The 12,916-nt window shown below is 66.0% G+C and carries 10 protein-coding genes; 3 read left to right on the top strand and 7 right to left on the bottom strand.

Annotation, left to right across the window (positions count from 1 at the left end; translation table 11 throughout):
- Positions 1 to 44: 44 nt before the first annotated feature.
- A complete protein-coding gene (locus tag ASD58_RS08445) occupies positions 45 to 1,094 on the top strand; it encodes a LacI family DNA-binding transcriptional regulator (RefSeq protein WP_057260674.1) in 1,050 nt (349 codons plus the stop codon).
- 2 nt (positions 1,095 to 1,096) lie between these two features.
- On the opposite strand, the gene ASD58_RS08440 is transcribed toward ASD58_RS08445, so the two are convergent.
- The 7 genes from ASD58_RS08440 to kduI all read right to left on the bottom strand — a co-directional run bounded on the left by ASD58_RS08440 (position 1,097) and on the right by kduI (position 8,254).
- Complete coding sequence (locus ASD58_RS08440; RefSeq protein ID WP_082565300.1) at positions 1,097 to 2,299, bottom strand: glycoside hydrolase family 88 protein; 1,203 nt, start codon at positions 2,297 to 2,299, stop codon at positions 1,097 to 1,099.
- A complete protein-coding gene (locus ASD58_RS08435; protein ID WP_057260673.1) occupies positions 2,268 to 3,536 on the bottom strand; it encodes an oligosaccharide MFS transporter in 1,269 nt (422 codons plus the stop codon). Before ASD58_RS08435 ends, ASD58_RS08440 begins: the two co-directional genes overlap by 32 nt.
- A 106-nt stretch (positions 3,537 to 3,642) precedes the next feature.
- Positions 3,643 to 4,587 carry a carbohydrate kinase gene (locus ASD58_RS08430; protein WP_057260672.1) on the bottom strand — a complete coding sequence of 315 codons (945 nt, stop codon included), beginning with the start codon at positions 4,585 to 4,587 and terminating at the stop codon, positions 3,643 to 3,645.
- Entirely contained in the window at positions 4,584 to 5,648 is a 1,065-nt protein-coding gene (locus ASD58_RS08425; RefSeq protein ID WP_057260671.1) for a hypothetical protein, read from the bottom strand. Before ASD58_RS08425 ends, ASD58_RS08430 begins: the two co-directional genes overlap by 4 nt.
- Positions 5,635 to 6,642, bottom strand: a complete 1,008-nt coding sequence (locus ASD58_RS08420) for a sugar kinase (protein ID WP_057260670.1) — start codon at positions 6,640 to 6,642, stop codon at positions 5,635 to 5,637. Before ASD58_RS08420 ends, ASD58_RS08425 begins: the two co-directional genes overlap by 14 nt.
- Positions 6,639 to 7,397 (bottom strand): 2-dehydro-3-deoxy-D-gluconate 5-dehydrogenase KduD, encoded by a 759-nt coding sequence (gene kduD / locus ASD58_RS08415; protein ID WP_057260669.1) that lies wholly within the window; start codon positions 7,395 to 7,397, stop codon positions 6,639 to 6,641. Before kduD ends, ASD58_RS08420 begins: the two co-directional genes overlap by 4 nt.
- A gap of 11 nt (positions 7,398 to 7,408) precedes the next feature.
- The gene (gene kduI / locus ASD58_RS08410) at positions 7,409 to 8,254 is read right to left on the bottom strand and encodes a 5-dehydro-4-deoxy-D-glucuronate isomerase (protein WP_057260668.1); all 846 of its coding nucleotides are present in this window, start codon (positions 8,252 to 8,254) and stop codon (positions 7,409 to 7,411) included.
- Between the two features lie 212 nt (positions 8,255 to 8,466).
- Between kduI and ASD58_RS08405 the strand changes: the two genes are divergently transcribed.
- Together ASD58_RS08405 and ASD58_RS08400 are read left to right on the top strand one after the other, a co-directional pair.
- Positions 8,467 to 9,924, top strand: a complete 1,458-nt coding sequence (locus ASD58_RS08405) for a glycosyl hydrolase family 28 protein (protein WP_057260667.1) — start codon at positions 8,467 to 8,469, stop codon at positions 9,922 to 9,924.
- A gap of 43 nt (positions 9,925 to 9,967) precedes the next feature.
- A complete protein-coding gene (locus ASD58_RS08400; protein WP_057260666.1) occupies positions 9,968 to 12,913 on the top strand; it encodes a TonB-dependent receptor in 2,946 nt (981 codons plus the stop codon).
- The last annotated feature ends 3 nt before the right edge of the window (positions 12,914 to 12,916 follow it).

Below are 12,916 nucleotides of genomic sequence, written 5' to 3'. Positions count from 1 at the left end.
TAATGCGATAATCCTTGCGAACTTCATTGCTGGCTAATTCAAATATGGATGATGTAAACAAACAGGGTGAGCGCGGCCCCGGCGGCGCCACCGTGTACGACGTGGCGCGCCTGGCCGGGGTCTCGGCCATGACGGTGTCGCGCGTCATCAATGGCAACGTCCACGTCAGCGAGGCCACGCGCGACAAGGTGCTGGCCGCCATCTCCACCCTCAAATACCAGGTCAACCAGGCGGCGCGCGCGGCGCGTATTGGTACCTTGCGCGTCGGCCTGTTGTACAGCAACCCGTCGGCCGCCTTCCTGAGCGCGCTGCTGGTGGGTGCGATGGACCAGTGCAGCCAGAATGGCGCCCAGCTCCTGCTGGAGCGCTGCGACGGGCTGTCCAGCCAGCGCCGCGCCATCGAGCGCCTGATTGCTGAAGGTGCGGACGGCATCCTGGTGCCGCCGCCCTTGTGCGACGCGCCGGAAGCATTGCGCCAGCTCGATGAAATCGGCATGCCTTGCGTGGCGGTGGCCACCGCGCGCCCGGTCAGCAGCGTGGCTGCAGTGCGCATCGACGACTATGAAGGTGCGCGCACCATGACGCGCTACCTGCTTTCGCTCGGGCACAAGGACATTGCCTTCATCAAGGGCGATCCCGAGCACACCCCGGCGCAACTGCGCTACCAGGCTTTCGTCACCACCATGGAAGAGGCCGGGCTGGCCGTGCCGCCGCAGCGCGTGGCACAAGGCCTGTTCACCTATCGTTCCGGGCTGGCGGCAGCGCGCAACCTGCTGGCGCAAGAGCCGCGCCCGAGCGCCATCTTCGCCAGCAACGACGATATGGCAGCGGCGGTGATCGCGGTGGCGCACGGCATGCACCTGCAGGTGCCGGAAGACCTGACCGTCTGCGGCTTCGACGACACGCCTGTTGCCACCACCGTGTGGCCGGAATTGACCACCATTCACCAGCCGATCGGCGACATGGCGCGCGTGGCGGTCGACCTGCTGGTCGACCAGATCCGCTGCCGCCGCGCGGGCGAGCCGCGCCAGGCGGCGCACCGCCTGCTGCCTTATACCCTGGTCGCGCGCGAGTCGTCGGGCGGCGGCGCCTGAGCTTACCAGTAAGGCTGCCAGTCGCGCTGCAGGCGCACCAGCGCTTCCAGGAAGAAGTAATCGCCCCAGATGCAACATTCGTCGACGCCGACGCCATGCGGCTTATGGTAGACCGCATGCTGCAGCAAGCCGCTGCCCGGCGCGGCTGCCTGGTTCAGGTAATGTTGCGCCAGTTCCTGCACTATGCCAACGGCCGCCGCCTGGTACGAGTCCCGTAGCGGGTTGCCGGGCGCCAGGCGGGGCGCCAGTTCCAGCAAGCCGCAGGCGGCGATCGCTGCCGCCGAACTATCGCGTTCTTCGCTGCCGGAAGTGAACATCAGGTCCCAGTAGCAGATGCCATCCTGCGGCAGGCGATTGAGGTAGTAGTTGGCCAGCACCTGGGCCAGGTCCAGCAGCCGGCTGTCGCTGTTATAGCGGTACGCCAGCGGAAAGCCGGCGATGCCCCAGGCCTGGCCGCGCGCCCAGCATGAGTCGTCGGCAAAACCCTGGTGCGTCTTGCCCTGCAGCGGCCGGCCGCTGGCGGGGTCGAAAAAGAAGGTGTGGAAGGTGGAACCGTCCGGCCGCACGATATGGCGCGCGGCGGCCTCGATGTGGCGCTCGGCCGCCGCGCGGAAGGACGGGTCGCCGCTATGTTCGCTGGCCCAGTACAGCAGGGGCAGGTTCAGGTTGCAGTCGATGATCATGCGGCCCTGCTGCGCCGGATCGCTCAACTCGCCCCAGGCCTGGATGATGCCGGCCTTCGGCAGGTAGCGTTCCAGCAGCAGGCGCGCTGCGCCCATCGCCGCTTCCGCAGCCAGCGGATCGCCGGTCAGCCGGTGCGCGGCCACGCAGGACAGGCTGTAAAGGAAGCCCAGGTCGTGATGGTTGGTTTCCTGGCGATTGGCCTGGCGTGCGTGGAAGCTGCGCACCTGGCGCTCCGCCGCGGCGCGGTAATGGTCGGCGCCGGACAGTTCGTAGGCCAGCCACAGCATGCCGCTCCAGAAGCCGTTGGTCCATTCCACGTTGCCGATGGCCGGATACACCTGGCCGCTGGTCGACGGTGCGGGAAACCGTTCGCCGAAATACTGCAGGTTGCGGTCGATCGACAGCAGCACCTGGGCCGTGGCGCGCGCCAGCAGGGCGCGGTCGATGGCGCCGTTCCAGCGCTGGGGCAGGCGTTCGCTGGCCAGCGCTTCAATGCGTGCGCTGTTCAGGGATGGGGACATGCAGTGACTCCTTGGGTTGTGCGGTGCGCGCGATTTCCGGCGCGGTGGGCGAGAGCAGCCATGCCGACAGCAGCAGGAACGCCAGTCCCAGGCCGGCCATCGCCAGGTAGCTGTTGGAGAAGCCGATCAGGTCGTAGCCCTTGCCGGCCAGCGGCGACAGGATGGCCAGGCCGAGCGAATGGCCGAAGCTGACGCCCACCATATAGATGGTCGAGGCCAGGCGGTTATCGAAATGGCAGGCGATGTAGCGGAACACCGATACCACCAGGATCGGCAGTTCGACGGAGTGCAGCAGTTTCATGGCGGAGATGCTGAGCGGGCCGGCCGCCAGGCCGGAACCGGCGATGCGCAGCAGCATGATGCTGCCCGCCAGCAGCAGGCCGCGCTTGGCGCCGATGCGTTTGACCAGCAGCGGCGCCACGAACAGGCCGCCCGCTTCAATGAAGATCTGCAGGGAATTCAGGTAACCGAACATGGCGGCGCCGGTTTGCGGGTCGGCGAACAGGCTGGTGAAGTAGCTGGGGAACTGCTGGTCGAACACCAGGTACAGGTTGGTGACCCCGAGGATGAACACCATAAAGCGCCAGAACTGGCCGTTGCGCAGCAAGGCGAGCGCTTCGGCCAGGCGCACTACCTGCCCGGCTTGCGCAGGCGCTGCGCCGGCACTGCCGCCGGTGCGCCAGAACAGCAGCATGCCAAGCAGCACCAGGCCGGCGGCCGAGGCGCAGAAGAAGTTGATGGACGGGTCGATGTTGAACAGGCGGCCGCTCACCAGCGCGGCGCTGGCAAAGCCGAGCGAGCCCCACAGCCTGACGCGGCTGTATTCAAAGCCATGGCGGCGGCCGATGCGGTCGACGTAGGATTCCAGTGCGTAGCTGCCGGCGATGAAGGTCACGCCAAGATAGATGCCGCCCAGGATGGCGCCGGCGACAATGTTCGCCTTCAGCAGCGGCGCATAGGCCAGGGTGAAGAACAGGCCGCACAGCGTGACCAGGCCGGCCACGAACCACAGGACGTGCTTGCGCAGGCCGACGCGGTCGGAAATGAAGCCATATACGGGCTGCGAACACATGGCGGCCACGAAATTGGCCGAGAACACGATGCCGGCTTGCGTTCCGTTCAATTGCAGGCTGCTGCGCAGCCACAGGGCCAGCAGCGAAATGCTCATCGCCTGCGCGAAGAAGAACACGAAAACGAAACTGCACAGGAAGCGGAAGTGAGACTGCTGGGTGCTCATGGTGTCGTCCTGCCTGTTGTCTGGTTAGTGGGGTGCGTCTGCGCTTGCGGCGCGCGGCGATATCGCAGGCGCCAAGGCTGCCGGCAGTGCCGGTGTGCTTTGCATGTCAACCTGCCTCCGGTAAATGCGCTGCCACCAGCAGGCTTTCGACCTGGGCCAGCGATGGCGGGCTGGCGCCGGCGGCGGTGCACGCGGCAGCGCCGGCGGCCACGGCAAAGCGCAGGTGGGCACCATCCTCGCGCATGGGGTACTGCATCAAGCTGAACAGCAGGGCGCCGATGCTGGCGTCGCCGGCGCCGATGCTGTCGGTCACGCTCACCCGCGGCGCTGGTGCATGCCAGGCATGGCCATGGCGCAGCAGGCGCGCGCCCTGTTGGCCCAGGGTGTACAGGATGGTGGCGGCGGGATTGAGCTTGCGCAGCCCGGCCAGCGCGCTGGAACAGGCTTGGGCATCGGCATCGGGGGCGAGCCGGAACAGGCCGCGCAAATCTGCATCCGATACCTTGATGACGTCGGCCAGGGCTGCCATGCGCTGCAGCGTGGCGTCGTAGCGTTCATCCATCATGGCGCGAAAATTGGGGTCGTAGCTGATCGCAGCGCCTTGCGCCTTCAGCTCCGCGGCCAGGGCCAGCAGCTTGCCGGCCAGCGGTTCGCGCGCCAGGCTGATGCCCCCGAAATGGACCCAGCGTGCCGCCCGCTGCCAGCCGCGCGGCAGTTGCGCGGCATCGAAATGCAGGTCGGCGCTGTCGTCGCCGATGAAGAAATAGCGCGGCGGCTCCAGCTCATGCACCACGGCCAGCAGCGGCGCACGCTCGACCTGCTGCAGGAAGCGCGGGTCGAGGCCGGCAGCGCTGGTGGCGGCGGCCAGTTCGGCGCCGAACACGTCGCGGCTGACGGCGCCGGCAAAGGCGCTCGGGATGCCGAGTTTCGCCACGACGCGCGCCACGTTCCAGGCGGAGCCGCCAGCCTGGCTGCTCCAGGCGGCAGGGCCGCTGCGCAGCAAGTCGGTCAGGGCTTCGCCGGCGGCGACGAATTGCGGCAGCCGGTTCATGGCGCCCCTCCGGCAGCGCCATGGCCGGCCTGCCAGGCGGCGATGCGGTAAGTGGTGTGCCACGGCGCGGCAGGATCGAGTGCAATGCCGGTGCGGTCGGCCAGCGCGTGGCCGGCCGGCGCCGTGGCGACGCGGCCCAGGTCGAACAAGCTGTTGACCGGCTCCGCGCCAAGGGCCAGGTGGCGGCCCTGCCAAGGGAAGCGCTGGCGCCCGCCGTTGCTGACCCATAGCAGCAGGTCGGGCAGCTGCGCCGTATCCCACCACAGGCCGACGCAGGCGTCGTAATCGAGGTAATGCAGGGCGAACGGTGGGGCGCCTGCTGCGGCCTGCAGTGCGCGCGCTTGCAGCAGTTCTTCGAACACGCCGTCGGCCGGCAGGTGGCTTAGGTCGAGCGGGCCGTCGATGCCGGCCAGTGCCGACAGGTCGGCGGAACAGGTGTCGGGCTGCAGCCGCGTCACCGAATCGCTTGCCAGCACCGGGTAGCTGTGGATGCCATGGTGGCGGCCCAGCAGCAGGCGCACGCGGCGCGCTGCCGGCGGCAGCCGGAAAGTGGGGTGCAGGCCGAGCGGCAGGCGCGTGGCGCGGCGCGCCCATACCGTCAGCGAAATATCGAGGGCGGCGGCATGGGGGGCGGCTGTAATGGTGCGTTCGACGCGCGCCACCGCCGAACCGGCGGGGTAGTCGAGCGCGAGGTGCACGCGGCCGGCATCGGCATGCAGGCAGTGCCAGCGGTGGTTGGCGGCGTAGCCGTGGCCCCAGGCGTCGCCGGCGCTGCGTAACTGCCAGCCGGGCGGCAAGGCGCTTGGCGCGTCGGTGCGGCCGAAAGGAATGCATGGCCACTCGCCGCGCAGGCGGCGCAGCATGCCAGGCAGGGCACTGGCGCGGGTCAGGCCGGACCAGGGCGCCACGTGCATGACGTCCAGCTCGCGCTCGTCGTCCAGGCGGAATTGCACGGGGCCGAGCATGCCGCCCATGGCCTGCACCTCGGCGCTGCCATGAGCCCAGGACAGGCGCCATGGCCCGAGCGCGGCGCGTTCGGCGGCGCGGTCAGCGGCGCACATCGAGCCTCCCGTTGCGCACGGCTTCCACTTGCGCCGCGCTGGCCAGGTTGAAATCGCCGGCGATGCTGTGCTTGGCCACGGCGGCGGCCAGTGCGAATTCCAGCGTCTCCTGCTCGGTGTGGCCGCTGTGCAGGCCATGCAGCAGGCCTGCAGCGAAGGCGTCGCCGCCGCCGATGCGCTCGACGATGCCATGCATGGCATAGCTGCCCGCCTGCAGCAGGGCAGCGCGGGTGTACAGCGTGGCCGACAGCTGGTGCCGGTCGACGCTGTCCTGCACCCGCTGCGTGGCGGCCAGGCGCCGCAGGTGGGGGAAGGCGGCAAAGCATGCCAGCGCCGCTTCAGCGCCGCGTCCGGCCTGGGCCAGGCCGGGCTGGCCCAGCGCCAGTGCAATATCGCGCTGGTCGGCAAAGGCCAGGTCGGCATGGGACAGCAGGCCGTGCAGCACCTCGGCGCCGTCGCAGCCGCGCGCGGCCCACAGCGAGGCGCGGTAATTGCCATCGAAGGAAACCTGCACGCCCAGCGCGCGTGCCGCCTCCATCGCTCCCAGCACGGCTAGCGCCGCCTGCCCGCCGACGGCGGGCGACACGCCCGACACATGCAGCCAGGCGGCACCCACCAGCAAGGAAGGCCAGTCGTAGGCATCTGCCGCCGCCTGCGCAAAGGCGGAGCCGGCACGGTCGTACACGATCTCGGACGGGCGCAGTACGGCGCCCGGCGTCACGAAGTACAGGCCCATGCGCCCTGGCGCAAAGCGCAAGCCATCCACGGCGACGCCATGCATGCGCAAGGCGTCGCGGGCCGCCTGGCCCAGCGCATTTTCGGGCAGGGTGCCGGCCATTGCGGCCTGGTGGCCAAAGCGCGCCAGCGATACCGCCACATTGGCTTCGGCCCCGCCGATGCAGGTGTCGAGCCGCGGCGTTTGCAGCAGCAACTGGCCGCTCGGCGCCGACAGGCGCAGCAGCACTTCGCCGAAGCAGACGATACGGCCCCTCATCGCGCCAGCCATCCGCCGTCGACCGGCAGCACGATGCCGTGCACATATTCGCTGGCACGGCTGGCCAGGAATACCGCGGCGCCGGCCAGGTCGCCGGGCTGTCCCCAGCGTGCCGCCGGAATGCGTGCCAGGATCGCCGGTGCGCGCTGCGGGTCGTCGCGCAGCGGCGCCGTGTTATTGGTTTCGAAGTAGCCCGGTGCGATTGCGTTGACGTTGATGCCGGCCTGCGCCCATTCATTGGCCAGGGCGCGCGTCAAGCCTGCGACGGCGCTCTTGCTTGCGGCATAGGCCGGTACCCGCAGCCCGCCCTGGAACGACAGCATGGAAGCGATGTTGACGATCTTGCCGCTGCCCTGGCGCGCCATGTGGCGGGCTGCGGCCTGCGACAGGAAGAACGGCGCCTTGAGGTTGGTATCGACCACGCGGTCCCAGTCGTCTTCGCTGACCGCCAGGCTGTCGGCACGGTGGATGGTGCCGGCATTGTTGACCAGGATGTCGAGTCGCCCGCGCCAGGCATGGGCGGCGTCGGCCAGTTGCCGCATGCTGGACGCGCCCTCGGCGAAGTCGGCCTGCAGGAACAGGAAGTCGCGCCCGGCAGCGGCCACTTGCGCCGCCGTTTCGTCGGCGGCGCTGCGGCCGGCGGCCACGATGTCGGCGCCGGCCCGGGCCAGTGCCACGGCAATCGCCTGGCCCAGGCCCGTGTTGGCGCCGCTCACCAGCGCCACACGGCCGGACAGGTCGAATAGTGCTTGCATTGGCGGCGTCCTTATTTCAACTGGCAGATATCGAGCACGTTCATGTCGGTGTAGTCGAGGTTCTCGCCGCCCATGGCCCAGATGAAGGCATAGTTGGAGGTGCCGGAACCCATATGGATCGACCATGGCGGCGATACCACCGCTTCTTCGTTGGCGACCACGATATGGCGCGCACTGTCCGGCTGGCCCATGAAATGGAACACGCGCTCATTCTCCGGCAGGCTGAAATAGAAATAGACTTCCGAGCGGCGCTCATGCAGGTGGGGCGGCATGGTATTCCACACGCTGCCCGTCTTCAGCACGGTCAGGCCGAGCAGCAATTGGGCCGACTGGCACACGCCTGGCACCACGTACTGGTAGATGGTGCGCGCGTTGGAAGTTTCCATGCTGCCGCGCTCCAGCGGCACGGCGTCGGCGTGGCTGATCTTCTTCAGTTCGAAACGCGCATGGGCCGGCGTCGAGACCAGGTAGAAGCGCGCCGGATTGTCCGGATCGTCGGAAGCGAAGCTGACATCGCCCGACCCCATCGGCACGTACAAGCAATCGCGCGGCGCCAGCGCAAATACTGCGCCATCGACGGTCACGCGGCCGCCGCCAGCGACGTTGATGATGCCCAGCTCGCGCCGCACCAGGAAAGGCTGGCCCACTGCGGCGGCCGGCTCGCCCTGGCGCGGCAGTTCCAGCGCGGCGTGCAGCGGCGCTGCGCCGCCAATCACGAAGCGCTCGTGGTGGCTGTAGTGGAGGACCAGGCGCCCGGCCTGGAACAAGCCGTCCAGCAGATAGCGTTCACGCAGCTGGTCGTTGCTGGCGCCCGCCATCATGGCGGGATGTGTCGCGTGGAAGCGCTTGTCGAACATTTACCGTCTCCAGTCTGTTATCGATAACAAGTATATTCCCCTATGGCGTCGCAAAGCTATGCCAATTTCGTATAAATAAGCGCCGTTTTTTCATTCCACTGCCCAGCAAAGTGTCACTAGCATGTAAAAAAACGCATCAAAAACACAAGCATCCGGCCGCCGATTTCCGTTATCGATAACAAGGCCGGAGAACAAAAAGCAATGGAGGAGACATGTTCCACGATTTGCTGAGGGGCGCGGCGTGCGCCTGCCTCGCCCTGCTGATGCCGGCGGCCGCCCTGGCCGCCGACCGCCTGCAGGTGTTCCCTTTCCCGCAAACGGTGCGCTATTCGCACCACAACGACGATTTCACGGTGCGGGTGCGCACCCCGGGCGGCGCATGGCAGGACCTGTATGAATACCGCGCCAAGGTGGACCTGGATACGCAGCAGGATGCCTCGATGGTCTACTTCAATTTCGACGGCGCGGTGGAAGTGGCGGTGCAGAAGAACAACGGCAGCTTCACCAAGGTGCAGGTGCGGCCCGGCAACCGCGGCCTCACGCCGGCAGTGCGCGACGGCGTCGCCTATTTCACCCTGCAGCACCCGGAAAACCTGAGCGTTGAATTCGACGACGACCGGCTGCATAACCTGCACATCTTCACCCATGCCATCCGCCAGGACATGCCGGCGCAACAGGCCGGCCTGGACAGCTACGGCATCGGCCAGGGCAAAATGCCCGATTTCACCCAGCCCGTGGTGTACTTCGGTCCCGGCGTCCACAGTGGAGAATTCCGCCTGCGCTCCAACAGCACGGTATATATCGACGGTTCGGCCTTCCTGAAAAATCCCCTCGTCATCGATGGGGTGGAAAACGTGAAGGTGATCAGCGACGGCGTATTCGACGGCGTCGAGATGCAGGCCATCCGCAATTCGAAGAACGTCAGCATCGACGGGCTCATCTTCATCAACCAGCCGCACGGCACCATGCGCTGTATCAGTTCGCAGGACGTCGACGAGAAGAGCATTCGCAGTATCGGCGCCGGCAAGTGGTCCGATGGCCTCGGCCATTTCGCCTGCGAACGGGTGCGCATCAGCGACAGCTTTATCCGTACCTCGGACGACTGCATCACGCTGTACAACCATCGCTGGGACATCTGGGGCAATACGCGCGACGTCACGGTCAGGGATTCCACCCTGTGGGCCGACGTGGCGCACGCGGTGATGATCGGCATCCACGGCAATACGCCGACGCCGGAGCATCCGCAGCCGGAAGTCCTGGAGCGCATCCGCTTCAGCAATATCGACATCCTCGAACACGACGAGGATGAACCCGAGTACGAAGGCGCCATCGGCATCATGGCCGGCGACGACAACCTGGTGCGCGACGTGGTGTTCGAGGACATCCGCGTCGACCGCATCGAGGAGGGCAAGCTGTTCAATCTGCACATTGCCTATACCCCGAAGTACAACACCAGTCCCGGGCGCGGCATTGAAAATGTCACGCTGCGCAATATCAGCTACACCGGCAAGGGCTCGCCCAGCGCGTCCCTTATCTACGGCCACGACACGGGCCGGCAGGTACGCAACATCGTCATCGACAACGTGACGGTAGCCGGCAAGCGCCTCACCGGGCCAGCATCCAACCTGCTCGACATCGGTCAATACGTCAGCGGGGTGAGCTTCCGCTAGCAGTCTTCGCAGTACTCAAAATAATATCTGGAGGAGATGGAGTATGAACAAGCAAAACAGGATGACCCTGCAACTGTCCGGCGTCGCACTGGCCGTGATGCAGGCCTTTGCGCCGCAAGCCATGGCGCAGGAGCAGCAAGCGGACGCGGCGTCGACCGTGATCGTGACGGGCATGCGTGCCAGCGCACGTTCGTCGGTCGCCATCAAGCGCGATACCATGGAAGTGGTCGACTCGATCACCGCCGACGACATCGGCAAGCTGCCCGATACCAATGTCGGCGAAACGCTGACCCGCATTCCCGGCGTACAGTCCTACCGTTTCGGTGGCGAGGCTTCCGCGCCATGGGGCGGCTTCGGGTCCGGCGTGACCATCCGCGGCCTTGGCTACACCGGCTTCCAGACCAACGGCCGCTCCTACTTCAGCGCCGGCGGCCGCGAATTCAACGTCGAGGCGGCGATTCCCGCCATGGTGGCCGGCATCGACGTCTACAAGAACCCGTCGGCGGAACACATCGAAGGCGGCATCGGCGGCCTGGTCAACGTGCGCACGCGCAACCCGAGCGATTTCAAGAACCTGACGGTGTCGCTGGGCGTGAATTACCGTGAAAACGACCTCGCCAGGAAAGCCGATCCGGAACTGTTTGGCCTGATCGCCAACCGTTTCGACCTGGGCGGCGGCAGCCGCATCGGCGTGATGGCAGCCGCCACCTACCAGAAGAGCACCACGCGCAACGACAACAACCCTGCCAACCGCGGTCCCAGCCTGAAGCGCGCGATTCGCGCCGACAGCGCCGAATATGCCACCCTGGCCGCCGCCAACACGGCCAACGCCACCAGCCAGCCGATGTCGGCCTATGTCGGCCGCAGCGACATCAGCGCCCTGGTCAACGTGCCGACCAGCGGCGCGCAGACGCCGAACATGGCCGGCCTGAGCGCCGAACAGCAAAGCAATGTGATGGTGGGCTCCTGGGTCAACAGCAACGTGTTCCAGGAAACCATCATGCGCGAACGCAAGGGGCTGAACCTGGCGGCCGACTACCGCGTCAGCAACACCCTGCGCTTCTACACCGAAGCGAACTACTTCAAGTTCCTGTACCACCAAAACTACCGCGGCCTGAACTCGAACGATGGCGCCAATGTGCAGAACCTGCAGACCACACCGTTCAACTACGATGAACAACTGGCTAACCGCAACAGCAACGGCGGCAGCAACGACCAGGTGCTCAACAAGCGCCTACTGAGCGGCACCTTCCTCAATTCGACCGTGACCACCGTTGGCGGCGACGAGCACACGCCGTGGGAAACCATGATCGGCGCGGTCGGCGCCGAATGGAGCCCGACCCCGCGCCTGTCGCTCAAGGCCGACGCCAACTACATCAAGTCCGACAAGAAGAGCGACAACCGCTCGATCCGGATGGATTCGGCAGCCGGCCTGCAGTGGTCGACCAGCCGCGTCGCCGATGGCGCGCCGCATTACCTGAACTTCAGCGGCCCGAGCCTGGGCGATCCGCAGAACTTCGTGTTCAAGGACTATAACAACGGCCAGAATTACCACAATACCGACAGCGGCTATGCGCTGGCGCTGTCCGGTACTTATGACATGGACGGCTGGTTCCACAAGCTGCGCTTTGGCACCCGGGTCGCCTACCAGCACGACCTGTTCCAGAATTACGGCTTCAGCAAGTGGCTGACCACCGATGCCAAGGATGTCAATGCCAGCCGTTCGAACGCCTTGCCGGCCACCACCCTGTCCGGCAACCTGGAGCAGGCGCCGACCAACTTCATGCGCGGCGAAGCCGGTTACAGCGGGGGCTACCTGGTGTACACGCCGGACGCCTTGCTGGGCGACCAGGTCAAGAACGCCTTCCCCAATGCCGGCATCCTGGCGCAAGGCTCCTACCCTGAAAACCAGGGCGCGCGCAGCATCTTCGGCGAACACAACTCGGCCGCTTACATGGTGGGCGACTTCAGCGCGCTGCATGACCGCATCAGGGGCAACATCGGCGTGCGCCTGGTACGCACCCAGACCAAGGCGACGGCGCGCACCACCGATGTTGCCACCGGCAAGATCGTCGACGTGGTGCAGACCTCCAGCTACAACAATGTGCTGCCGACCTTCAATATGACTTACGAAGCGGCGCCGGACAGCCTGGTACGCCTGGGATATGGCCGCGGCATGACCCGTCCAGGCATTGGCTCGCTCAATCCGGTGGTCAGCGTCAATACCACCAACGGCACCGGCAGCATCGGCAACACCCAGCTCAGGCCACTGGTGGCGGACAGCTTCGACATCTCGCTGGAACATTACTTCAACAAGACCAACTACGCGTCGCTGGCCCTGTTCGACAAGAAGATCAAGGACTTCCCGAACGGGATCATTTCCTGCGAAACGCTCACGACCGCGCCGGCCTACACCGGCGTGTTCGAGAACGGCTGCAGCAATGGCCAGTATTCGATGGTGAAGTCGGTCAATTCCGAAAAGGGCTATGCGCGCGGCTTCGAAGTGGCGGGCCAGTATTTCTTCGACTCCGACTACGGCTTGCTGAACAACTTCGGCGTGTCCGCTTCGTACAGCTACGTCAAGACTTCCAACCCGGTCAACTTCGGCACCGCCGCTGCGCCGAAGATCGTCGATACGATGCAGCCGTTCGTCTCGAAGAACAACTTCAGCCTGTCCGGCATGTACGAAGACAGCAGGTTGTCGGCGCGCCTGGTCTATACCTGGCGCTCGCCATCGGTGCTGTTTAACGTCGATCCATACCCGATCTGGGCGCGCTACATCAAAGCCTACGGCCTGCTCGATGGTTCGCTCAGCTACCGCCTGACGGACGAACTGACGCTGCGCTTCAACGCCGCGAACATCCTCAACAAAGCGGCGAACCGCGGTATCGGCGAGCCTGGCCCGACCCAGACCGCGATGGAGTTCCAGCACTTCTACAACGGCCGCACGTACAGCCTTGGCCTGAACTACACGTTCGGCAACAAGTAAGGT

Source organism: Duganella sp. Root1480D1 (genome assembly GCF_001427305.1).
Lineage (GTDB): Bacteria > Pseudomonadota > Gammaproteobacteria > Burkholderiales > Burkholderiaceae_D > Rugamonas.
This window is presented reverse-complemented; position numbering and strand designations above follow the sequence as displayed.

Coding starts and splice junctions, on each gene's coding strand:
- ASD58_RS08425 (WP_057260671.1), bottom strand. CDS start 5,648: ATGTGCGCCGCTGACCGCGCCGCCGAACGCGCCGCGCTCGGGCCATGG.
- ASD58_RS08405 (WP_057260667.1), top strand. CDS start 8,467: ATGTTCCACGATTTGCTGAGGGGCGCGGCGTGCGCCTGCCTCGCCCTG.
- kduD (WP_057260669.1), bottom strand. CDS start 7,397: ATGCAAGCACTATTCGACCTGTCCGGCCGTGTGGCGCTGGTGAGCGGC.
- ASD58_RS08440 (WP_082565300.1), bottom strand. CDS start 2,299: ATGTCCCCATCCCTGAACAGCGCACGCATTGAAGCGCTGGCCAGCGAA.
- ASD58_RS08430 (WP_057260672.1), bottom strand. CDS start 4,587: ATGAACCGGCTGCCGCAATTCGTCGCCGCCGGCGAAGCCCTGACCGAC.
- ASD58_RS08420 (WP_057260670.1), bottom strand. CDS start 6,642: ATGAGGGGCCGTATCGTCTGCTTCGGCGAAGTGCTGCTGCGCCTGTCG.
- kduI (WP_057260668.1), bottom strand. CDS start 8,254: ATGTTCGACAAGCGCTTCCACGCGACACATCCCGCCATGATGGCGGGC.
- ASD58_RS08445 (WP_057260674.1), top strand. CDS start 45: ATGGATGATGTAAACAAACAGGGTGAGCGCGGCCCCGGCGGCGCCACC.
- ASD58_RS08400 (WP_057260666.1), top strand. CDS start 9,968: ATGAACAAGCAAAACAGGATGACCCTGCAACTGTCCGGCGTCGCACTG.
- ASD58_RS08435 (WP_057260673.1), bottom strand. CDS start 3,536: ATGAGCACCCAGCAGTCTCACTTCCGCTTCCTGTGCAGTTTCGTTTTC.